Below are 21,344 nucleotides of genomic sequence, written 5' to 3' on the forward strand. Positions count from 1 at the left end.
GAGGTTGGGATGCCGTGAGCGCCTCCGCGCCGCCGGTCGTCGTCGTCGGCGAGCTCCTCGTCGACATCGTCAGCTACCCCGACGGGCGGTCGGCCGAGCACGTCGGGGGCTCGCCCGCAAACGTCGCGGTGGGTCTCGCCCGGCTGGGCCACGACACCCACGTCGCGTGCCTCGTCGGCGAGGACGCCCGCGGCGCCCGCTGCGCCGAGCACGTGGAGGCCAGCGGCGCGCACCTGCTGCCCGGCAGCCGCAGCCCGCACCACCCGACCTCGACCGCCCTCGCGACCATCGACGAGCACGGCGCGGCCTCCTACGTCTTCGACCTGCACTGGGACCTCCCGCCGGTGCAGCTGCCCGACGGCACCGGCCACCTGCACACCGGGTCGATCGCCACGACCCTCACGCCGGGCGACGCCGAGGTCGAGGACGCGATGCGCCGGGCAGGCGCCCAGGGCACCGTCTCGTACGACCCCAACGTGCGCCCGACGATCATGGGCGACGTCGCCGACGTCCGCCCCCGGGTCGAGCACCTCGTCGGCCTCTCCGACGTCGTCAAGTGCTCCGAGGACGACCTCGAGTGGCTCTACCCGGGCGACTCCCCCTCCGCCGTCATGGCCCGGTGGGCCGACCTCGGCGCGTCGCTGACGGTCGTGACCCTCGGCGGTGACGGCGTCGTCTGGCGCGCCGCGTCCGGCGAGGAGGGCCGCGCGCCGGCCCGCATCAAGGACGTCGTCGACACCGTCGGCGCCGGCGACTCCTTCATGGCCGGCCTCGTGTCCGGTCTCCTCGACACGGGGCTGCTCGGCAGCCCCGACGCCCGCGAGCGCCTCGCCCGCGCCACCCTCGACGACGTCGACCCCGCCGTCGAGCGCGCCCTCGCCACGAGCGGGGTCACCGTCCGCCACGCCGGCGCCTACGCCCCCACCCGGGAGGAGATCCGATGACCGACTTCGCCTACGAGGACCTGCTGCCCGTCGGGGCCGACGAGACCCCGTACCGGCTGCTGACGACCGATGGCGTCGAGACCGTCGACGGCCCGGGCGGCCGGCGCTTCCTCCAGGTCGCCCCCGAGGCGCTGCGCCTGCTGACCGAGACCGCGATGCACGACATCGCCCACTACCTGCGCCCCGCGCACCTGCAGCAGCTGGCGAACATCCTCGACGACCCCGAGGCGAGCAACAACGACAAGTTCGTGGCGCTCGACCTGCTGAAGAACGCGAACATCGCCGCCGGAGGCGTGCTGCCGATGTGCCAGGACACCGGCACCGCCATCGTCATGGGCAAGCGCGGGCAGCACGTGCTCACCGAGGGCACCGACGAGGCCGCCGTGAGCCGCGGTGTCTACGACGCCTACACGCGCCTCAACCTGCGCTACAGCCAGATGGCCCCGGTGACGACCTGGGAGGAGAAGAACACCGGCTCCAACCTGCCGGCCCAGGTCGAGCTCTACGCCGACACCACGCCCGGCCACGAGACGACGTACAAGTTCCTCTTCATGGCCAAGGGCGGCGGCAGCGCCAACAAGTCCTTCCTCTTCCAGGAGACGAAGGCGATCCTCAACCCGGACGCGATGATGCGCTTCCTCGACGAGAAGCTCCGCGGCCTCGGCACCGCCGCCTGCCCGCCGTATCACCTGGCCATCGTCATCGGCGGTACGAGCGCCGAGTTCGCCCTCAAGACAGCCAAGTACGCCAGCGCGAAGTACCTCGACCAGCTGCCCAAGCAGGGCGACCCCGCCACCGGCCACGGCTTCCGCGACACCGAGCTCGAGGAGCGCGTGCTCGAGCTGACGCGCGAGTTCGGCATCGGCGCGCAGTTCGGCGGCAAGTACTTCTGCCACGACGTCCGCGTCGTCCGGCTCCCCCGCCACGGCGCCAGCCTCCCCGTCGCCATCGCCGTCTCGTGCTCGGCCGACCGCCAGGTCCTCGGCAAGATCACCCCCGAGGGCGTCTTCATCGAGCAGCTCGAGACCGACCCCGCCCGCTTCCTCCCCGACACGACCCACGAGGGCCTCGAGGACGCCGAGGGCGTCAGCGGCACCGGAGCCGGCGCGGTCGTGCCGATCGACCTCAACCGGCCGATGGACGAGATCCTCGCCGAGCTGACGAAGTACCCCGTCAAGACCCGGCTGAGCCTCACCGGCCCGCTCGTCGTCGCCCGCGACATCGCCCACGCGAAGATCAAGGAGCGCCTCGACGCCGGCGAGCCGATGCCGCAGTACCTCAAGGACCACCCCGTCTACTACGCCGGCCCGGCCAAGACCCCCGAGGGGATGCCGTCGGGCTCGTTCGGCCCGACGACCGCCGGCCGGATGGACTCCTACGTCGAGCAGTTCCAGGCCGCGGGCGGCTCGATGGTCATGCTCGCCAAGGGCAACCGCAGCCGGCAGGTGACCGACGCGTGCCAGGCGCACGGCGGCTTCTACCTCGGCTCGATCGGCGGCCCGGCCGCGCGCCTCGCCCAGGACTGCATCCGCAGCGTCGAGGTGCTCGAGTACCCCGAGCTCGGCATGGAAGCCGTCTGGAAGATCGAGGTCGAGGACTTCCCGGCGTTCATCGTCGTCGACGACAAGGGCGAGGACTTCTTCGCCGGCGTCACCAAGCCCGTCGCATTCACCATCGAGAAGAGGACCGGACTGCTATGAGCGAGCCCACCACCACCACGCCCGCCGACTTCGACGACCTGCTCGCCGCCAACGAGCACTTCGCCGAGACCTTCGACCTCGCCGGCTTCGACGGCGTCGCCCACGCGGGCATCGCCATCGTCACGTGCATGGACAGCCGGATCGCGCCGCTCGCGATGCTCGGCCTGCACCCCGGCGACGCGAAGATCTTCCGCAACCCCGGCGGGCGCGTCACGCCGCAGGCCCTCGAGGCGATCGTCCTCGCGGTGCACCTGCTCAACGTCAACCGCGTCCTCGTCGTCCCGCACACCCGTTGCGCCGTCGCCTCGAACACCGAGGAGGAGCTGCAGCGCCGGGTCGGCGAGTCGGCCGGGGTCGACGCGTCGTGGCACGACTTCAACGTCGTCACCGACCAGCAGGCCGCGCTCGAGCACGACGTCCACGTCCTGCGCTCCCACCCCCTCATCGGCGAGCGGGCCCTCATCGGCGGCTTCATGTACGACGTCGACACCGGGCGCATCAGCCGGCAGGCGTGAGCACCCGGCTGGAACGGGTGGCGCTGCACCCGGTCAAGAGCACCGCGGTCCGCGCCGTCCCGGCCGCCACGGTCGAGCCCTGGGGTCTGCGTGACGACCGCCGCTGGATGGTCGTCACGCCCGACGGCGAGTGCCTGACCGCCCGCGAGGAGCACGCCCTCTTCGCCCTGACCGCCGACACCCCGGGCACCGACCCCGGCCTCGGCGCCGCGCTGCGGCTGCGCGCGGACGGCGCCGACGACCTCCTCGTCGAGCCCCCGCACGGCGAGCCGGTCCCCGTGACCGTCCACGGGCGGGCGCTCACCGGTCGCGTGGCCGAGGACGCCGCCCACGCCTGGCTGCGGGATGCCCTGCGGCGCACCGACGTCCGGCTCGTGCACGTCGCCGACCCGCGACCGCTCAACCCGACGCACGCCCGCCCCGGCGAGGCGACCGCCTTCGCCGACGGCTACCCGGTCACGCTCGCGTCGGCGGCCTCGCTCCGGCGGCTCGGCGACTGGGTCGCGGAGACCGCGCTCGAGCGCGGCGAGGAGCCGACCACCATCGGCATCGACCGCTTCCGGCCCAACCTCGTCGTCGACGGCGACCTCGAGCCCTTCGAGGAGGACGGCTGGAGCGCGGTCACCGTCGGCGCCGTCACCTTCCGCGTCGTCAAGCCGGTCGACCGCTGCGTCATGACCACCCTCGACCCCGCCACCCGCGAGCGCGGCCACGAGCCGATCCGCACGCTCGCCCGCCACCGGCGCTGGGAGGGCGCGACGTGGTTCGCCGTCCAGCTCGTGCCGGTGTCCACGGGCGAGGTCCGCGTCGGCGACGAGGTCCGGCCCGCCCGGTAGGTTCGTGCGCATGACGACCTCCGAGCTCACCTTCCCCGAGGGCTTCCTCTTCGGCGCCGCCACCGCGAGCTACCAGATCGAGGGCGCGACCAAGGAGGACGGCCGCGGCCAGTCCATCTGGGACACCTTCTCCGCGACCCCGGGCAAGGTCGCGAACGGCGACACCGGCGAGGTCGCGTGCGACCACTACCACCGCGTGCCGGAGGACGTCGCGCTCATGCAGAGGCTCGGGCTCGAGGCCTACCGGTTCTCCGTCGCGTGGCCGCGCATCCAGCCCGACGGCACCGGCCCCGCCAACCCCCTCGGGCTCGCGTTCTACGACCGGCTCGTCGACGAGCTGCTCGGCGCCGGCATCCGCCCGGTCGTCACGCTCTACCACTGGGACCTCCCGCAGGCCCTCGAGGACCGGGGCGGCTGGCGCTCCCGCGACGTCGCCGGCTGGTTCGCCGACTACACCGCCCACGTCGTCGGCGCGCTCGGCGACCGCGTCGTCAACTGGACCACGCTCAACGAGCCGTGGTGCTCCTCGATGCTCAGCCACTCGATTGGGGCCCACGCCCCCGGCCACCGCGACCCGATGGAGGGCCTGCTCACGGCCCACCACCTGATGCTGGCCCACGGCACCGCGGTGCCCGTCATCCGCGAGCACTGCCGCGACGCGCAGGTGTCGATCACCCTCAACCCGACCCAGGTCCACGGCCCCGCCGACCCCACGGAGGCCGACCTCGACGCCGTGCGCCGCGCCGACAACGCCCTCAACGGCGTCTTCTTCGGCCCGCTCTTCCACGGCGCCTACCCCGACGGGATGCTCGACGACGTCGCGCACCTCACCGACGGCTCGTTCGTCCACGACGGCGACCTCGCGACGATCGGCGCACCGCTGGACAACCTCGGCGTCAACAACTACTTCCCCACCCGCGTGCGCGCCACCGCCGACGGCGACGAGCCGGTCGGCAACACCCACCTGCTGCCGGGCTGCGAGCGCGTCTCCGAGATCGACCCCCGCCCGCCGGTCACGGCGATGGGCTGGGAGCAGTCGCCGGAGTCGCACCGGCTGATCATCGAGCGCTCGGCCCGTGAGTGCGGCCTGCCGGTCTACATCACCGAGAACGGCTCGGCCTGGGACGACACCGTCTCGCCCGACGGCGCCGTCCACGACCCCGAGCGCGTGGCGTACCTGCGCGACCACCTCGGCGCCGTCGCCGACGCGATCGAGGGCGGCACCGACGTCCGCGGCTACTTCGCGTGGAGCCTCCTCGACAACTTCGAGTGGGCCTACGGCTACGACAAGCGCTTCGGCATCGTCCACGTCGACTACGACACCCAGGTGCGGACCATCAAGGACTCCGGCCTCGAGTACGCGCGGGTCATCGCGGAGCACCACGGGCGCGGATGACGCCGGGAGTGGCCGACCGATGAGCCGCCGGGTCGTGGTCGTCGGCGGCGGGATCGTCGGCCTCGCCGTCGCCCACCGGCTCGTCACGGACGACCCCGCGGCTCGGGTCACCGTGCTGGAGAAGGAGTCCGGCTGGGCGAGGCACCAGACCGGGCGCAACAGCGGCGTCGTGCACTCGGGCCTGTACTACCCGCCGGGCAGCGCGAAGGCCCGCTGGTGCCGCAGCGGCGCGGCCGAGCTCCTGGCCTTCGCGCGCGAGCACGGGGTCGCCCACGCCGTCACCGGCAAGCTCGTGGTCGCCACCTCCCCCGACGAGCTGCCCCGCCTGGCCGCGCTCCACGACCGCGGGCTGGCCAACGGTCTCGCCGTGAGCCGCCTCGACGCCGACGGCGCCCGCGCGCACGAGCCGCACGTCGCCGCCCTCGCAGCGCTGCACGTCCCCGAGACCGGGGTCGTCGACTACCCGGGCGTGTGCGCGGCGCTCGTCGACCGCCTCGCAGCCGCCGGCGCCGACCTGCGGCCCGGCACGGAGGTCGTCGGCGGGCACGACGGCGCCCGCGAGGTCGTGGTCGAGACCAGCCACGGGACGGTGGCCGCCGACCTCGTCGTCACCTGCGCCGGCCTGCGGACCGACCTCGTCGCCGAGCTCCTCGGGCACCGGCCGTCGGTGCGCATCGTGCCGTTCCGCGGCGAGTACCGCGAGCTCGCCCCGGAGGCGGCGCACCTCGTCCGCGGCCTCGTCTACCCCGTCCCCGACCCGGAGCTGCCCTTCCTCGGCGTGCACCTGACGCGCGGCGTCGACGGCCACGTGCACGCGGGCCCGAACGCCGTCCTCGCGCTCGCCCGCGAGGGCTACGGCTGGGGTGTGGTCCGGCCCCGCGAGCTCGCCGGGACGCTCGCGTACCCGGGCCTGTGGCGGCTGGCCCGCCGGCACGCCCGCAGCGGTCTCCACGAGGTCGCGCGCTCGCTCGACGCCCGACGCTTCGGCGACAGCCTGCGCCGGCTCGTCCCCGACCTGCGGGACGAGGACCTGCGCCCGGCCCCCGCCGGCGTCCGCGCCCAGGCGGTGCGCCCCGACGGCACGCTCGTCGACGACTTCCTCGTCGAGCGCTCCGGCCGCTGCGTGCACGTCCTCAACGCGCCCTCGCCGGCGGCCACCGCGGCGTTCGCGATCGCCCGACACGTCACCGGCCTCCTCCCGTCGTGACGGGAGGAGGCCGGTGGGGTGGTGCAGGGGGCGTCAGGCGGGCTTGCCGACGACGGTGACGTCGATGTTGCCGCGGGTCGCCTTGCTGTAGGGGCAGAACTCGTGCGCCTTGTCGGCGAGCGCCTGCGCGGTCTCCGCGTCGACACCCGGGATGGTCGTGACGATCTCGACCGCGAGGCCGACACCGGTGGCCGTCTCGCCGAGGGTGACGTCGGCGGTCGTCTCGGCGCCGGTGACGTCGATGCCGTCCTGCTGCGCCACGTGCGCGAGCGCGCCGTTGTAGCAGGCGGCGTAGCCGGCCGCGAAGAGCGTCTCCGGGTTGGCGACCGGGTTCGAGGTGCTCGGCTTGCCCAGCTTCACGTCGACGGTGCCGTCGGCGCTCTTGGTGTGGCCGTCACGGCCGCCGGTGGAGGTGGCGGAGATGCTGTAGAACTTCTTGGTCACGGACTCGTGGGGCACGGAGGCTCTCCTTCGACGTCGACAGGTGGTCCCTCGTGCCAACCGAACCCCCGGCGCGGCCATTCCCGTCAGAGGGCCAGTCGCTCCTTGACGACCGCGCAGAGCCGGTCGCAGACCTCGCGGGCGTGCTCCTCGGTCGCGGCCTCGACCATGACGCGCACGACCGGCTCGGTGCCCGACTTGCGCAGCAGCACGCGGCCGGTGCCGGCGAGGGCCTCCTCCTCGGCGCGGACGGCGGCCTGGAGCTCCTCGTCGCTCTCGACGCGCGACTTGTCGACGCCCTTGACGTTGACGAGGACCTGCGGCAGGCGCGACATCACGGTCGCGAGCTCGGCGAGCGGCGTGCCGGTCTCGACGACGCGCGCCGCGAGCATGAGGCCGGTGAGGACCCCGTCGCCGGTCGTGCCGTGCTCGAGCATGATGACGTGCCCGGACTGCTCGCCGCCGAGGGAGTAGCCGGAGCGGCGCATCTCCTCGAGGACGTAGCGGTCGCCGACACCGGTCTGGCGCACCTTGACGCCCTCGCGCTCCATCGCCTGGATCAGGCCGAGGTTGCTCATGACGGTGGCGACGAGGGTGTTCTCGCGCAGCACGCCGCGCTCCTTGAGGGCGACCGCGAGGACGGCCATGATCTGGTCGCCGTCGACCTCGCGGCCGTCGTGGCCCACCGCGAGGCAGCGGTCGGCGTCGCCGTCGTGGGCGATGCCGAGGTCGGCCCCGCGCTCGAGGACGGCCGCCCTGAGCCGGTCGAGGTGCGTCGAGCCGTAGCCGTCGTTGATGTTGAGGCCGTCGGGGTCGGTCCCGATCTCGACGACGTCGGCGCCGGCGAGCCGGAAGACCTCCGGCGAGACCGCGCTCGCGGCGCCGTGCGCGCCGTCGATGACGACGGTCAGGCCGTCGAGGCGGTTCGGCAGCGTGCGCAGCAGGTGCGCGATGTACCGCGCCTGCCCGGCGCGGTTGCTCTGGATGCGGCCGACCTCCGCGCCCTGCGGGCGGTCCCAGTCCTGGCCGATGCGGGCGGCGATCTCGTCCTCGACGGCGTCGGGCAGCTTGTGGCCGCCCTCGGCGAAGAACTTGATGCCGTTGTCGGGCATCGGGTTGTGCGACGCCGAGAGCATCACGCCGAAGGTCGCGCCCATGTCCGCGGTGAGGAAGGCGACCGCCGGGGTCGGCAGGACCCCCACGTCGTGCACGTCGACACCGGCCGAGGCCAGGCCCGCGGTGACCGCGGCGGAGAGGAACTCGCCGCTGGCCCGGGGGTCGCGGCCGACGACCGCGCGGGGGCGGCGGCCCGCCTGCCGGTCGGCGTCACCGAGGACGTGGGCCGCGGCGATGCTCAGGTCGAGCGCGAGTTCGACGGTGATGTCGCGGTTCGCGAGACCACGGACGCCGTCGGTGCCGAAGAGTCGGGACATGCTGGGGGCCTTTCGGTGGTGGGGCAGCGACCGAACCTACCGTGTGGCGGGCCGGGACACGGCGACGGCGGCACCCCCGAGGGGTGCCGCCGTCGGCTCGTCGCGCGGGGCGCGGGTCAGCGCTTGCTGTACTGCGGCGCCTTGCGGGCCTTCTTGAGACCCGCCTTCTTGCGCTCGGGGACGCGGGCGTCACGGGTGAGCAGGCCGGCCTTCTTGAGCGCCGGGCGGTTCAGCTCCTCGTCGACCCCGTTGAGCGAGCGGGCGACACCGAGGCGGACGGCGCCGGCCTGGCCGGAGGGGCCACCGCCGTGCACGCGCACGAGGACGTCGTAGGCGCCGTCGAGCTCGAGGACCTTGAGCGGCTCGTTGACGATCTGCTGGTGGACCTTGTTCGGGAAGTACTGCTCGAGCGAGCGGCCGTTGATCTTCCACTCGCCGCTGCCCGGGACGATCCGGACGCGGGCGACGGCCTGCTTGCGGCGGCCGGTCGCGCCACCGGGCGCCGAGGCGCTCGGGCGGCGGGTCGACTCGGTCGCGACGGTGCCGTCGGACTCGGAGGTGTACTCGGTGACGGGGGCGTCGTTGACGTCCGTCCCGGCGGTCTCGTCGATCTGGGCGTTCTCGGACATCACTGGGCCACCTGGGTGATCTCGAAGGGCTTGGGCTGCTGGGCAGCGTGGGGGTGCTCGGCGCCGCGGTACACCTTGAGCTTGGTCAGCTGCTGGCGGCCGAGGGAGGTCTTGGGGACCATGCCGCGGATGGCCTTCTCGATCGCCTTCTCCGGGCTCTTGGCGAGCAGCTCGGTGTAGGAGGTCGAGCGCAGACCGCCCGGGAAGCCCGAGTGGCGGTAGGCCTTCTTCTGCTCGGCCTTGGAGCCGGTCAGAGCGACCTTGTCGGCGTTGATGATGATGACGAAGTCACCGGTGTCGACGTGCGGCGCGAAGGTCGGCTTGTGCTTGCCGCGGAGCAGCACGGCCGCCTGGCTCGCGAGCCGGCCGAGCACGACGTCGGTGGCGTCGATGACGTGCCACGCGCGGGTCACGTCGCCCGGCTTCGGGGTGAAGGTACGCATGAGAGTCCTCTTGTTGCGGGTCGGATGGCGTGTGCCGAGTGCTCCCGCGAGGGAGCGACGGCCCTCGTGACAGCGCACGGCACACCAGTCGTCCATGCTACGGACCCGTGCCCCGCTCCCCCAAATCGCCGGCGGATGGTCCCTGACCTGCGGCGATGCCGTCCACATCCTCTCTGCACGACTCTTGTGCAAACAAACTGTGCACAGGTAGTGTGCACGCATGACCTCTTCCGACCCCACCGACGACGGGCACCTGACCGGCCTGCGGCTCGACGCCGCGGCCCTGAAGACCCTCGCCCACCCGCTGCGCAGCCGCCTCCTCTCGGCCCTACGGGTCGGCGGCCCGGCGACCGCCACCGACCTCGCCGCGGCGCTCGGCACCAACTCCGGGGCGACGTCCTACCACCTGCGCCGCCTCGAGGCGGTCGGCCTCGTCGCCGACACCGGCGACGGCGAGGGCAAGCGGCGGCTGTGGCGCGCCGCCACCGAGAGCCACCAGTGGGAGCCGAGCGACTTCGCCGGCGACGACGACGCCGAGAGCGCGCTCGGCTGGCTCCAGCGCGACTACTCCCGCCACCTCGGCGAGCGCTACGAGCGCTGGCTCGACGTCGAGTCGACGTGGCCGGTCGACTGGCGCGACGCGATGGGGATGGACGACTCGTGGGTCGTCGCCACCCCGGACCAGGCGCGGGCCCTGCGCCAGGAGCTCGACGACGTCGTCGCGCGCTACCGCCGCGTCGGCCAGGGCAACCCCTCGGCCCGCCGGGTCGCCGTCTACGCCGTCATGTACCCGGTCGACCTCGACCGCGCCCCGCGGGGTGGCGAGCAACGATGAGCACGACGGCGTCGAGCACCGCCCCGCTCACCGTGCGGCAGGCGCTGCGCGTCCTCCTGCTGCTGACCTTCACCCGCTGGTTCCCCGTCGGGCTGGTCATCGGCGTGACGACGCTCCTCGCCCTCGAGCGCGGGATGTCGCTGGCGCAGCTCGGCGTCATCCTCTCGATGCAGGGCTTCGTCGTGCTCGCGCTCGAGCTGCCGACCGGTGGTTTCGCCGACGCCCTCGGTCGCCGCCCGCTGCTCGTGGCCTCCGGCGTCGTCGCGCTCGTGTCCGCGCTCGTCTTCGTCCTCGCGCAGACCTTCGCCGCCTTCTGCGTCGCCCTCCTGCTCCAGGGCGTCTTCCGCGCCCTCGACTCCGGGCCGCTGGAGTCCTGGTACGTCGACACCGCCCAGGCCGACGACCCCGACGTCCCCGTCGAGCAGGGCCTGGCCCGAGCCGGCACGGTGCTGGGCGTCGCCATCGCGCTCGGTGCCGTCGTGTCCGGCGGGGTCATCGCGTGGCACCCCGTGCGCGCGCTCACCGCGCTCGAGAACGCGTACTGGCTCTCCATCGCCTTCGTCGTCGTCAACCTCGTCGCCACGCTCGTCCTCCTGCGCGAGCCGAGCACGCACGTCGACGCCCGCGGCGTGCGCCGCGCCCTCGACTCCGCGCGCGAGGCGCCCCGTGTCGTCGTGGCCGGCGTCCGGCTGCTCGGCCGCAACGGCGTCCTGCGGGCGCTCGTGCTCGTCGAGGTCTTCTGGAGCGTCGGGATGATCGCCTTCGAGACGTTCATGCCGGTCCGCCTCTCCGAGCTCGTCGGCGGCGAGACCGAGGCCGGCGCGCTCATGGGTCCGGTGTCCGCCGCTGCCTGGGGACTGTTCGCGGCGGGGTCGGCGGCAGCCGCGCTCGCCGCCCGCCGGGTCGGTGTGACGTGGACGGCCATCGCCTCCCGCGTCCTCCAGGGCGGGTTCGTCGTCGTCATGGCCCTGATGACCGGCCCGGTCGGGCTCGTCACCGCCTTCTTCGTCGTCTACACGCTGCACGGCACCGCGGGTCCGGTCCACAGCACCCTGCTGCACCGCCAGGCCGACGCCGCCAACCGCACCACGGTCCTGTCGGTCAACTCGATGGTGGCCGGCGGCTGCTACAGCCTCGGCCTGCTCGTCCTGGGCCCGCTCGCCGAGGCGACGAGCACCGCGACCGGCATCCTCGTCGCGGGGGCCTTCAGCGTCCTCGGCGCGCTCTGCTACCTCCCCGCGCTGCGCCAGGAGCGCGCCGGAGCGGTGCCCGCGGTCGCCGGCTGAACCGACCGGGCCCCGCCGGCGTACCTCCCCTCGACGGCGGGAGGTACCCGCCGGCCCGAGGAGGACACCGTGGGACCACGCACCGCCCTGACCGTCGCCATCGCGAGCACCGCCGCCGTCGTCGCGGTGGCCGCCGCCTCGCCGAGCCCTGCGGCCGCCGACGGCGACCACGGCCACCGGCAGCGCGGCGCCGAGGTGCGGATCGTCGCCCCCGCCCGCCACGACGTCGTCGGCGTCGCCGGGCGCGCCTGGGCCGTCGACCTGCGCGTGACCGTGTACGGCCCCGACGCGCTGACCCGGTCCGCGTTCACGCCGCAGCTGACCGGCCCCGCCGCGCACGCGAGCACCGCCCCGTTCCCCGGCGCCTTCGCCCCGGGCGCCGACGAGGCGCTGCCCGGGCTCGTCGTCCTCGACTCGACGACCGCGGTCGGCGCCGGGGCGGGCCAGAACCTCGCGGGCCTGTTCAACCTCACGGCGCTCACCGACAACCGGCCCGACCGGGTGTCGGTCATGGACACGTGGATCGTCGGCGCCCCGTCCTTCGGCACGGGCACCCGCTCGACCATCCTCGCCGCGGTCGTCGCCGACCTCGACCACGACGGCCGCTACGACGACGCACCCGCCGTCGTCCCGGACGTGGACGGGGACGGCGACGTCGACGCCCGCGACCTGCGGGCACTCGGGCTGGCGTCCGAGGTCGCCTCGGTGGACTTCGTGGTCACCGGGCCCTGAACGGTCCACCATCTCCCCATGACCCCACCGGCGGACGAGGCCGCGCTGGCCACGGTGTACGCCGCGCACGCCCCGGCGGTGCGCGCGTACCTGCGGCGCCGCGCGGCCTCCCCGCAGGTGGCCGACGACCTGCTCCAGGAGACGTTCCTGCGGGTGTGGCGGACCATCGGACGGCTCGAGCCCGGGCGCGACGAGCGCGAGGTGCGGGCCTACGTCCTCACCGTCGCCCGCAACGTCGCGACGGACGCGTGGCGCTCCGCGGGCCGCCGGCCCGAGCTCCTCGACGACGGCTCGGTCCTCGAGGCCCTGGCCGGGGACGACGGCCTCGAGGAGGCCGTCGACGGCTGGCTCGTGGCGGAGGCGCTGCGGCGGCTGGCGCCGGCCCACCGCGAGGTCGTCCGGCTGCTGTTCCACGAGGGGATGTCGGTGCGCCAGGCCGCCGCCCGGCTCGGGGTGCCAGAGGGCACCGTGAAGTCACGGAGCCACTACGCGGTGCGCGCCCTGCGCGTCGCGTTCGAGGAGATGGGAGTGACCCGGTGACCGAGGACCACGACGAGCTGCGGCACCTGCTCGGGCCCTGGGTGCTCGGCGGGCTCGACGCCGCCGACCGCGCCCGGTTCGGCGCCCACCTCGCCGCCTGCGACGGGTGCCGGACGGAGGTGGAGGCCGCCACCCCCGTGGCCGGCCTCCTGCGCCGTGTCCCGGAGGACGTGTGGGCCGAGCCCGCCCGGGCGACGACACCCGAGCAGGAGGTGGCCCCGCTCCTCGGCGCCGTGGCCGCGCGGCGCCGCGCCGCTCGCCGACGCGCCGTCGCCCTCGGCGCCCTCGCCGCGGCCGTCGCCCTCCTGGCCGGCGTCGTCCTCGGGGCGCGCCTGGACGACGCCGGGTCGCCGCCCGCCCCCAGCACGGCCGTGACGCTCGCGTCCACCGTGGGCTCGGGCCCGAGCGGACGGGCCGACCTGGAGTCCCGCCCCTGGGGCACCCAGGTGGCGCTCGAGCTCGCCGACCTCCCCCGGACCGGCCGCTACACCCTCGTCGTCCACGCCACCGACGGCCGCCGGGAGACCGGCGCGACGTGGTCGGCCACCGACCGCGACGTCATGCGCGTCGTCGGCGCGACGTCGCTCCCGGCGGGCCGCATCGCCACCCTCGAGGTCGTGTCGGCGGCGGGCGACACGCTCGCCGAGGGCCACACGACCTGACCGTTCGGAGAGGGGGTGGCCGGTCCCGGCCACGGGCCGGGCGGACGGGTGCGCGTCCCGGCCGAGCGGGCTACCGTTGCTGCCACCCGAGGGGTGCAGGAGGGCCGCGATGACGGCGCTGGACGGCAACGGAGCCGGGACGACGACCACGACGTGGCCGCTCGACGCCTCCGCGCTCGTCAAGTTCCAGGCCCCCGAGATCGTCTTCGGGATCGGCGCCCTCGCCGAGGCCGGCTACGCCGCCCGCCGGCTCGGGGCGCGCCGGCCGTTCGTCGTCACCGACCCGGGCATCGTCGAGGCCGGGTGGGCCCACGAGCTGCTCGGCCACCTCCGCGAGGTCGGCCTCTCCCCCGTCGTCTGCAGCGACGTCTCGCCCAACCCGCGCGACGTCGAGGTCGCGGCCGCGCACGACCTCTACCGGGCCAACGACTGCGACGTCATCATCGGCCTCGGCGGCGGCTCCGCGATGGACGCCGCCAAGGGGGTCGCGGTGCTCGCCGGCAACGGCGGCTCGATCCTCGACTACCGGGGCGTGGACCAGGTGCACCGCGAGATCCCGCCGCTGCTCATGGTGCCCTCGACCTCCGGCACGGGCGCCGACGTCAGCCAGTTCTGCATCGTCACCGACACCACGCGCCACGTGAAGGTGACGATCATGGGCCGCGCGCTCGTGCCCGACATCTCCATCACCGACCCGCGCCTGCTGACGACGATGCCCGAGTGGCTCAACGCGGCGACCGGCCTCGACGCGCTGACCCACGGCATCGAGGCCTTCGTCTCGCGGGCGCACAACGCACTCGCCGACGTCCACGCGCTCAACGCGGTCGGCCTCGTCAACCAGCACCTCGTCCAGACGATGCGGGCCCCCGACGACCCCGAGGCCCGCACCGGGATGGCCGAGGCGGCCCTGGCCGCCGGGCTCGCCTTCACCAACGCGATCCTCGGCGCGACGCACGCGATGAGCCACCAGGTCGGCGGGCTGCTCGACGCCCCGCACGGCGTCATCAACGGCATCCTCCTGCCGCACGTCATCCGCTACAACGCCGAGTCCTCCCCCGACCGCTTCGTGCCGCTCGCGCGCTCCGCCGGGCTGGCCGTCGACGGGATGCCGCCGGCCGAGGCCGCCGAGGCCCTCGCGGTGAAGGTGCGCGTCATGGCCGACGAGGTCGGGGTGCCGCGGTCGCTGCGCTCGCTCGGCATCACCGAGGAGCACCTCGTCACGCTGTCGCAGAACTCGCTCGAGGACGCCTGCCTGACGACCAACCCGCGCCCCACGGACGCGGCCGACATCGAGCGCATCTTCCGGGCGGCGCTGTGACCGAGGGCGCGACCGACCTCTCGCGCCTGACCGGGGTGCGGTCCGGCAAGAACTCCTACTACCCGGCGTACGTGCGCTCCACCGAGCGCACCCAGCGCGCGGTGCGCGCGATGGACACGATCTCGCGGGCCGTCGTCCGCACCGTCGAGGGCCCGCGGGGGCTGCTCGAGGAGGTGGCGCGGGCGGCGGCCGACCACCTCGACGCCGACTGGGCGGTGCTGGCCCTCGCCGACAGCCACCTCGAGCGCGCGCGGCCCCGCTTCGTCGTCATCGGCCCGGACCGGCGCAGCGTCGGCGACCCCACCGAGGTGCCCGAGGCCGTGCGCCTCGAGCTGTCGGCGGTGCGCTCGGGCTACGCCGGGCCCTCGGCGCGCACCGACGTCTGGATCCGCGTCCCGATGTACCTCGAGGGGCGCCGCGTCGGCGGGCTGGCGGCCAGGCACGGCCTCCACGAGGAGCCGGAGCCGGAGGACCTCGCCGTGCTGCGCATCCTCGCCAACCAGGCGGCGGTCTCGCTGCACACGAGCGAGCAGTACCAGGCCGGGCTCTCCCTGCACCGGCGCGCCCAGCGGCTGCACGAGGAGGCGCGGGCGCAGGCGCGCGACCTCGCGACGCGCACGGCGGAGCTCGAGGCGGCCGAGCACCGGCTCGCCGTCGCCGAGCAGCGTGAGCTCGTCGACGCCGAGCGGCACCGCATCGCGCGCGAGCTGCACGACAGCGTGACGCAGTACGTGCTGTCGGCGGGGATGGCCGTCGAGGTCGCACGCGGGGAGGCGGAGGCGCTCGGCGCAAGGCAGGTCGGGGCGCAGCTGCAGACCGCGAAGTCGTTGACGCAGACGGCGGTCGAGCAGCTGCGCACCGCGATCTTCGCCCTGACCCGTCCGCACACCGACTCGGTCGCGTCGCTCGAGGACCTGCTGCGCGAGGTCGTCCACCACCACCGGCCGATGCTCGACATCCAGGTGCGCGTCGCGGGGCGGACGACGGCGCTCGGGCACGACGTGCACCACGAGGTCGCCCGGGTCGTCGGCGAGGCCCTGTTCAACGTCGTCACCCACGCCGGGGCGCGGCGCGCGGTCCTGCGGGTGCGGTGGATGCCGGACGCCCTCGTCGTGTCGGTGTCCGACGACGGCGACGGCGAGCCCGCCGCGCTGCGCCGGATGCTCCAGCTCGAGCGCCGGACGGTGCGAGACGGCCGGCACCAGGGGCTGGCCAACATGGACTGCCGCGTCCGGGGGCTGGGCGGGACGCTGGCCTTCCGCCGCTCGCGGCTGGGCGGCGTCCGGCTGACCTTCCGCATCCCGCTGCCCGTCGTCCGGGTCCCCGCCGGGCTCGTTCCCCCGACCGCCGAGGAGGCCACGCCGTGCTGAGCACCGCCGACGTCCGAGACACCCCCGCCGACCGCGAGACCATCGGCGTCATGCTCGTCGACGACCACGCGATCGTCCGGCAGGGCCTGCGGTCCGTCCTCGAGCGCGAGCCCGACATCACCGTCGTCGCGGAGGCCTCCTCGCGTGGAGAGGCGCTGGCCGTCCTCGAGCGCGTGACCCCGCGCGTGGTCCTCCTCGACCTCAAGCTGTCGTCGTCGAGCGACACCGAGGGTCTCGAGCTCGCGCAGGCCATCAGCGCCGGCCACCCGAGCGTGGCCGTCCTCGTGCTGACGACGTTCCTCGACGAGCAGCTCGTCCTCGAGGCGGTGCGCGCGGGTGCACGCGGCTACGTCGTCAAGGACGTCGACACCGCGGCGCTCGTGCGCGCCATCCACGACGTGAGCAAGGGCGAGTCGGCGTTCGACGCACGGTCCGCGGCGGCGATGGTGCGCGGGATGCAGGCGCCGCCGCAGCCGGTCGCCCCGACCCTGTCGGCGCGCGAGGACGAGGTGCTCCAGCTCCTGGCACGAGGGTTGTCCAACAAGGAGATCGGCAAGCGGCTCTACATCTCGGAGACCACCGCGAAGTTCCACGTCGGCAACATCCTGCGCAAGCTCGAGGTGTCGGGGCGCGCCGAGGCGGTCTACGAGGCGACGAAGCGCGGGCTGCTCTCCTAGCGCCGAGCGACCTCGGTCGTGGCTGCAGGACAACGGTTTTCCACAGTGAGGTAGGACGGCAGCCGTCGTCCACAGGTGCCCTGGCGGGACGGGTGGACTGTCGGTGTCCGGTGACAGGATGGTCACATGTCAACCGGGACAGCCGAACTCGAGGAGCGCCGCTCCCGGCTCGAGGCTGCCCGCGACGCCCTGACCGGGCTCGACGACGCCCTGGCCGTCGCGCCCGGTGACGACCTCGGTGGGTTGATGGAGCTGCTCGACGAGGTCGCCGCCCGCGCCTCCGCGGCGCGCGTCGTGGTCGCGCTGGAGGCCGTGCGGCGCGGGGAGGTCGCCGGGTCCGCCACCCACGCCTGGGTCCGGCAGCACGCTCCCTCCCTGCGGCAGTCCGGCGCCGCGGCCGTGGCCCGGATCGTCGTCGACGTCGCCGCCGGCGACACCCCCACCCAGCGCCACGACCCCGACCCCAACACCGCCCTCGGCGTCGTCTGGACCGCCGTCCACGGCGCGCAGGTCGAAGCGCACACCGGGTGCGCCGTGCTGCGCGAGGCCACCCGCCTGGCACCCCTGCTCCAGCCCGCTGCCCTGCCGACCGCCACCTCCGGGCTGGTCGCCCTGGCCGCCGAGCACGGACCCGCCGTGATGCGGCGCCTGCGACCCCGGCTGCTCGCCGAGCACGGCCACCACGACGCCCTGCAGGACCTCCACACCCGCCTGGCCACCGCCGCCCGCCTGTCCATGCCCCACATCGAGTCCGCGGACCTGACCGAGTACCAGCTGTGGATGACCCCCGAACAGGCCGCCACCCTCGAAGCCGCCATCGGCCCCCTCTCCGCCCCCGCCCCCAACGACGAGACCGGCGAACCCGACCTGCGCCCCGCCGGACAACGCCGCGTCGAAGCCCTGACCGCCGTGTGTGCCACCGCCACCATCCTGCACACCGGCAGCCACGACACCGACCGCGGCCCCGACACCACCCTCCACCTCACCATCCCCCTGAGCGACCTCACGAGCGGGACGACCCCGGACCCCGGCGAGCTGCTCACGAACCTCACCGGGACCGCCCACGGCGCCGGCACCGTGCTCGCGACCACCGCCGACGGCACCCTCCTGCCCCCCGAGACCGTCCGCCGCCTCGGCTGCGACGCCACCCTCGTCGCCCACCTGCTCGGCGCTCGCGGCGAACCCCTCACCCTCACCCGCATCCTGCGCCTCTACACCCGCGGCCAACGCCGACACCTGCTCCTGCGCGACCGCGGCTGCACCTACCCCGGCTGCACCGCCCCCGCCGCCTGGACCCGCGCCCACCACGTCCACCACTGGGCCGACGGCGGCCCCACCGACGTGGCCAACGCCGCGATCCTGTGCCCCCGCCACCACACCCACGTCCACCTTCGACGCCTCTGGGCCATCGTCCGAGCACACCCAGACGACCACGGCAGCCACGTCGCCTGGGACCTCACCCCCGGCTCCTACGACCGACACCTCGCCACCCTCCGCCACCCACCCGACGACCTGACCGGCACGGCAGCCTGAACCCGGTGCTTGCGCAGCGGCGCCGGGGTGGTGCTCGACTTCGGCTGCTGGTCGCCCGAGGAGCGCTACGCCATCCGCGCGATCGCCGAGTCCGCCGGTGGGCGGTTCGTCCTCGAGGTCGTCCGGGCGAGCGAGGAGGAGCGGCGACGACGGGCGCGGCAGCGCTGGCTCGACCACCCCGAGACGACGTTCGAGATGACCGAGGCCGACCACGACCGCTTCCTCGCGGCGGTCCGGCTCCCCGACGACGAGCTCGCCGGCGGCCCGCTGCCCGCCCCGCCTGACGGGCACGCGACCTGGCACGGCTGGGCGAGCGAGCGCTGGCCGACTCTGCCCGACCTGTCACCGAGCGACACGGCGGCGACCGGCCCGGACGCCTCCCTCTGACGGAGAGCCCGTACACCTCACCCGCGGTCGAGGACGAGCCATCCTCCGTGGTGCTCGGTGACCTCGGCGCGCCACCCCTCGGCGGCCGCACCCCACTCCCGCAGCACCCGCAACGTGACGGCCCACAGGTGCCCGTACTGCTCGCTCGGCGAGTCCTCGAGCGGGACCCCGACCACCACCCGCGACCGGGCCAGCCGGCACGCCTCGCGCAGCACCTGGGCCGCGTGGTCCGGCTCGAGGTGCTCGAGCAGGTGGACCGCGAGAACCGTGTCGGCGCTGTCGTCGGGCAGTGGCACGTGGGCCGCGTCGCAGGTCAGCGTCGCGACGTCGACCCCGAAGCGGGGCGCCATCGCACCGAGCAGCCGCATCGTGCCGCCGGAGACGTCCGACGCGGTCACCGCCCGCCCGTCGGCCGCCACGCGCAGCGCGAGGAAGCCGAAGCAGCTCCCCAGCTCGAGCACGGACCGCCCGCTCACCAGGGACTCGGCCCGCGCGTAGACCGGGGCGTAGTCACGGATGCAGCCGTGCCCGGCCGGCGCGGCGTTCGAGTTCGGTCGAGGCTCGGCCCGGGCCGCCGCCCCGACGGCCGCGAGGGTGTTGGCGTAGAACGCCTCCCACGCCACCTCGGGCTCGTCGGCGCACGTCAGCACGACACCGGTGAACACCCGCTCGAAGAGCTCGGACCCGCGCAGCCACCCCGGCTCGAAGAGCTCGTCCGACAGCAGCCCGGCGAGGTCGTCGTCGACCTCGCCCAGGCCGAGACCGTGCTCGACCACGAGGTCCGTCCCGTCGTGGACGAGGTCGAAGTGCGGGGTGCGCACCGCGCCCAGCCGCATTCGGCTGTCCGGACGACGCCGGCGCACCGTCACCACACCGTCGCGGTAGCAGGACCCGACCACCGGGGCGAGGGCGTCGATGGGTGCGACGGTCACACCAGCACCTCCGCCATCCGGTGCGAGAACGACTCCAGCGCACCAAGGTTGCGCACCACCTCGATGTGGTCGCACGACGGCTCGTACAGCGGCAGGTCGCACCGGCCGAGCGCCCACGAGTAGCGCGGCTCGGGGGTCAGCCACACCACGTGCCGCGCCCGACGGGCGATCTCCTCGAACGCGCCGACCGCGGGGTCCTTGCCGTTGCCGCGCCCGTCGCCGATGACGACGACGGTCGTGCGCCGGGTGATGGCCGAGCCGTACTCGTCGAGGAACTGGCGCAGCACGCTGCCGTAGTCGCTGTCGGCGTCGACGTCGACGACCCCGCCGTCCGCGCGACCGGCCATGACCATCGCGAGCGCCTGCTGGACGTGGTGGTCGTCGAAGAGGTCGGTGATCTCGGCGACCTCGTCGACGAACGCGAACGAGCGGACCTTCGACGCCACCGACTGCAGCCCGTGGACGAGGTGCAGGGCGAACCCCGACGCGGCACGCACCGACAGCGAGACGTCGCAGAGGACGAGCAGCTGCGGCCGGTCCTCCCGCTTGCTCACGAGTACCGGCCGGAACGGGACGCCGTCGTAGCGCATGTTCGAGCGCATGGTCCGCCTGCTGTCGATGACCCCGCGCCCCGCGACGTGCCGCCGGGGACGGGGCGCCCCCCGCAGCGCGCGCAGGAGCCGGCGCACGGCCTCCTCGAACGCGAGCCGGTCCGACTCCGCGAGGACCTCGGCGCGCGCCACGTCCAGCTCGCGCTCCTCGACCTCGGCCTGCGTCGCCATGAGGTGCTCGAGGTGCTGCTTGATCCGTTCCGGCAGCGACGCGAGCAGGGGTGCCAGCTGCTCGCGCAGCCGCGCGACGTCGGGGTCGTCGAGCAGCGCCTCGAGCTCGTCGTCCGGCTCGCCGAGCCAGCTGAGCAGCGCCAGCTCCTCGGCGACCGTGAGCTCGACGTCGAGCTCGGCGCCGCGCGCCTGCGTCAACCGCCCGGGGGTCCCCGGGTTGTGCAGCCGGGAGGTCGAGACCTGCACGCGCGCGGCCTCGCCCTGCGGCGTCACGCCGTCCTTGGACAGCACGACCTCGTCGGTCATCGACGCCATGTCGATCTTGTTCGCCTCCTGGTGGAGGTTGTACTGCTGTGCGAGGTCCTCGGGCCGGAAGAACTCCCGGATGTCCTGCGGCGCACCGTGGCTGTGCCCCTGCTGCGGGGTGTCGGAGAGCTCGTCCGAGATGGTCAGCCCGGTCAGCTCGCCCTCGTCCGACAGGTCGTCGTGCGCGTGCCCGTGCCCCTCGGCCTCGGTGACGACGGCCCGCAGCCGGAAGAACCGGTCGAAGACGGCGTCGAACACCTCGAGGTCGCGCCGGTCCTTGACGAGGGTCACCCGCAGCGCCGAGCGCAGCACCTCGCGGTCGGCCATGATGCCCGGCTGCGCCGCCGCCTCGAGCGCGTCGACCGCCTCCGCGACGCTCACCCGCATCCCGTGCAGGCGCAGGAAGCGGATGAACCGGTGCAGCGAGCTCTCCACGACGC

22 protein-coding genes are annotated in these 21,344 nt (G+C 74.3%); 16 read left to right on the plus strand and 6 right to left on the minus strand.

Annotated features, from left to right (window positions below; all coding sequences use genetic code 11):
* Positions 1-14: 14 nt before the first annotated feature.
* Genes LG324_RS17185 through lhgO form a run of 6 tightly spaced genes read left to right on the plus strand, consistent with a single transcriptional unit; the run spans position 15 to position 6,598 of the window.
* Entirely contained in the window at positions 15-944 is a 930-nt protein-coding gene (locus tag LG324_RS17185) for a carbohydrate kinase family protein (RefSeq protein ID WP_404349931.1), read from the plus strand.
* Positions 941-2,644: a fumarate hydratase gene (locus tag LG324_RS17190; RefSeq protein ID WP_404349933.1), complete on the plus strand. Its 1,704-nt coding sequence runs from the start codon at positions 941-943 to the stop codon at positions 2,642-2,644. Before LG324_RS17185 ends, LG324_RS17190 begins: the two co-directional genes overlap by 4 nt.
* Positions 2,641-3,159 (plus strand): beta-class carbonic anhydrase, encoded by a 519-nt coding sequence (locus LG324_RS17195; RefSeq protein ID WP_404349935.1) that lies wholly within the window; start codon positions 2,641-2,643, stop codon positions 3,157-3,159. The genes LG324_RS17190 and LG324_RS17195 overlap by 4 nt, the downstream gene beginning before the upstream one ends.
* Complete coding sequence (locus LG324_RS17200; RefSeq protein WP_404349937.1) at positions 3,156-3,995, plus strand: MOSC domain-containing protein; 840 nt, start codon at positions 3,156-3,158, stop codon at positions 3,993-3,995. The genes LG324_RS17195 and LG324_RS17200 overlap by 4 nt, the downstream gene beginning before the upstream one ends.
* Before the next feature lie 10 nt (positions 3,996-4,005).
* Positions 4,006-5,391: a GH1 family beta-glucosidase gene (locus LG324_RS17205; RefSeq protein ID WP_404349940.1), complete on the plus strand. Its 1,386-nt coding sequence runs from the start codon at positions 4,006-4,008 to the stop codon at positions 5,389-5,391.
* A 19-nt stretch (positions 5,392-5,410) separates the two neighbouring features.
* A complete protein-coding gene (gene lhgO, locus LG324_RS17210; RefSeq protein ID WP_404349942.1) occupies positions 5,411-6,598 on the plus strand; it encodes an L-2-hydroxyglutarate oxidase in 1,188 nt (395 codons plus the stop codon).
* A gap of 33 nt (positions 6,599-6,631) precedes the next feature.
* Here the strand turns inward: lhgO and LG324_RS17215 are convergent, their stop codons facing one another.
* The 4 genes from LG324_RS17215 to rplM form a co-directional block, all read right to left on the minus strand.
* Positions 6,632-7,057 (minus strand): Ohr family peroxiredoxin, encoded by a 426-nt coding sequence (locus LG324_RS17215; protein WP_030529487.1) that lies wholly within the window; start codon positions 7,055-7,057, stop codon positions 6,632-6,634.
* A 68-nt stretch (positions 7,058-7,125) separates the two neighbouring features.
* Positions 7,126-8,472, minus strand: coding sequence for a phosphoglucosamine mutase (glmM, locus tag LG324_RS17220; RefSeq protein ID WP_207025174.1), 1,347 nt, complete (start codon positions 8,470-8,472; stop codon positions 7,126-7,128).
* Between the two features lie 116 nt (positions 8,473-8,588).
* The gene (gene rpsI / locus LG324_RS17225; protein ID WP_030529485.1) at positions 8,589-9,101 is read right to left on the minus strand and encodes a 30S ribosomal protein S9; all 513 of its coding nucleotides are present in this window, start codon (positions 9,099-9,101) and stop codon (positions 8,589-8,591) included.
* Complete coding sequence (gene rplM, locus LG324_RS17230; RefSeq protein ID WP_030529484.1) at positions 9,101-9,544, minus strand: 50S ribosomal protein L13; 444 nt, start codon at positions 9,542-9,544, stop codon at positions 9,101-9,103. Before rplM ends, rpsI begins: the two co-directional genes overlap by 1 nt.
* A 220-nt stretch (positions 9,545-9,764) precedes the next feature.
* Between rplM and LG324_RS17235 the strand changes: the two genes are divergently transcribed.
* The 10 genes from LG324_RS17235 to LG324_RS17280 all read left to right on the plus strand — a co-directional run bounded on the left by LG324_RS17235 (position 9,765) and on the right by LG324_RS17280 (position 18,884).
* A complete protein-coding gene (locus tag LG324_RS17235; RefSeq protein WP_404349946.1) occupies positions 9,765-10,379 on the plus strand; it encodes an ArsR/SmtB family transcription factor in 615 nt (204 codons plus the stop codon).
* Positions 10,376-11,665 (plus strand): MFS transporter, encoded by a 1,290-nt coding sequence (locus LG324_RS17240; RefSeq protein WP_404349948.1) that lies wholly within the window; start codon positions 10,376-10,378, stop codon positions 11,663-11,665. The genes LG324_RS17235 and LG324_RS17240 overlap by 4 nt, the downstream gene beginning before the upstream one ends.
* A 69-nt stretch (positions 11,666-11,734) precedes the next feature.
* Positions 11,735-12,397, plus strand: a complete 663-nt coding sequence (locus tag LG324_RS17245; protein ID WP_404349951.1) for a hypothetical protein — start codon at positions 11,735-11,737, stop codon at positions 12,395-12,397.
* An 18-nt stretch (positions 12,398-12,415) separates the two neighbouring features.
* Positions 12,416-12,937 (plus strand): sigma-70 family RNA polymerase sigma factor, encoded by a 522-nt coding sequence (locus tag LG324_RS17250; RefSeq protein ID WP_207025171.1) that lies wholly within the window; start codon positions 12,416-12,418, stop codon positions 12,935-12,937.
* On the plus strand, positions 12,934-13,599 hold the full coding sequence (locus tag LG324_RS17255; protein ID WP_404349954.1) for an anti-sigma factor family protein: 666 nt from the start codon (positions 12,934-12,936) through the stop codon (positions 13,597-13,599). Before LG324_RS17250 ends, LG324_RS17255 begins: the two co-directional genes overlap by 4 nt.
* 109 nt (positions 13,600-13,708) lie before the next feature.
* Complete coding sequence (locus tag LG324_RS17260) at positions 13,709-14,917, plus strand: iron-containing alcohol dehydrogenase (RefSeq protein WP_207025169.1); 1,209 nt, start codon at positions 13,709-13,711, stop codon at positions 14,915-14,917.
* Positions 14,914-16,287 (plus strand): GAF domain-containing sensor histidine kinase, encoded by a 1,374-nt coding sequence (locus tag LG324_RS17265; RefSeq protein WP_404349958.1) that lies wholly within the window; start codon positions 14,914-14,916, stop codon positions 16,285-16,287. Before LG324_RS17260 ends, LG324_RS17265 begins: the two co-directional genes overlap by 4 nt.
* Positions 16,281-16,964: a MadR family response regulator transcription factor gene (locus LG324_RS17270; RefSeq protein ID WP_306790197.1), complete on the plus strand. Its 684-nt coding sequence runs from the start codon at positions 16,281-16,283 to the stop codon at positions 16,962-16,964. The genes LG324_RS17265 and LG324_RS17270 overlap by 7 nt, the downstream gene beginning before the upstream one ends.
* 126 nt (positions 16,965-17,090) lie before the next feature.
* Positions 17,091-18,497: a DUF222 domain-containing protein gene (locus tag LG324_RS17275; protein WP_404349961.1), complete on the plus strand. Its 1,407-nt coding sequence runs from the start codon at positions 17,091-17,093 to the stop codon at positions 18,495-18,497.
* A gap of 9 nt (positions 18,498-18,506) precedes the next feature.
* Entirely contained in the window at positions 18,507-18,884 is a 378-nt protein-coding gene (locus tag LG324_RS17280) for an AAA family ATPase (protein WP_404349964.1), read from the plus strand.
* Between the two features lie 17 nt (positions 18,885-18,901).
* Here the strand turns inward: LG324_RS17280 and mftM are convergent, their stop codons facing one another.
* Positions 18,902-19,816 carry a mycofactocin oligosaccharide methyltransferase MftM gene (gene mftM, locus LG324_RS17285; RefSeq protein WP_404349967.1) on the minus strand — a complete coding sequence of 305 codons (915 nt, stop codon included), beginning with the start codon at positions 19,814-19,816 and terminating at the stop codon, positions 18,902-18,904.
* Positions 19,813-21,339, minus strand: a complete 1,527-nt coding sequence (locus tag LG324_RS17290) for a VWA domain-containing protein (protein WP_030529734.1) — start codon at positions 21,337-21,339, stop codon at positions 19,813-19,815. Before LG324_RS17290 ends, mftM begins: the two co-directional genes overlap by 4 nt.
* Positions 21,340-21,344: the final 5 nt, after the last annotated feature.

Origin of the sequence: Phycicoccus jejuensis, assembly GCF_044797865.1 — a bacterium.
Taxonomy (GTDB): Bacteria; Actinomycetota; Actinomycetes; order Actinomycetales; family Dermatophilaceae; genus Phycicoccus; species Phycicoccus jejuensis.

Coding starts and splice junctions, on each gene's coding strand:
- rpsI (WP_030529485.1), bottom strand. CDS start 9,101: ATGTCCGAGAACGCCCAGATCGACGAGACCGCCGGGACGGACGTCAAC.
- rplM (WP_030529484.1), bottom strand. CDS start 9,544: ATGCGTACCTTCACCCCGAAGCCGGGCGACGTGACCCGCGCGTGGCAC.
- LG324_RS17195 (WP_404349935.1), top strand. CDS start 2,641: ATGAGCGAGCCCACCACCACCACGCCCGCCGACTTCGACGACCTGCTC.
- LG324_RS17240 (WP_404349948.1), top strand. CDS start 10,376: ATGAGCACGACGGCGTCGAGCACCGCCCCGCTCACCGTGCGGCAGGCG.
- LG324_RS17275 (WP_404349961.1), top strand. CDS start 17,091: ATGTCAACCGGGACAGCCGAACTCGAGGAGCGCCGCTCCCGGCTCGAG.
- LG324_RS17205 (WP_404349940.1), top strand. CDS start 4,006: ATGACGACCTCCGAGCTCACCTTCCCCGAGGGCTTCCTCTTCGGCGCC.
- LG324_RS17260 (WP_207025169.1), top strand. CDS start 13,709: ATGACGGCGCTGGACGGCAACGGAGCCGGGACGACGACCACGACGTGG.
- lhgO (WP_404349942.1), top strand. CDS start 5,411: ATGAGCCGCCGGGTCGTGGTCGTCGGCGGCGGGATCGTCGGCCTCGCC.
- LG324_RS17235 (WP_404349946.1), top strand. CDS start 9,765: ATGACCTCTTCCGACCCCACCGACGACGGGCACCTGACCGGCCTGCGG.
- LG324_RS17250 (WP_207025171.1), top strand. CDS start 12,416: ATGACCCCACCGGCGGACGAGGCCGCGCTGGCCACGGTGTACGCCGCG.
- LG324_RS17190 (WP_404349933.1), top strand. CDS start 941: ATGACCGACTTCGCCTACGAGGACCTGCTGCCCGTCGGGGCCGACGAG.
- glmM (WP_207025174.1), bottom strand. CDS start 8,472: ATGTCCCGACTCTTCGGCACCGACGGCGTCCGTGGTCTCGCGAACCGC.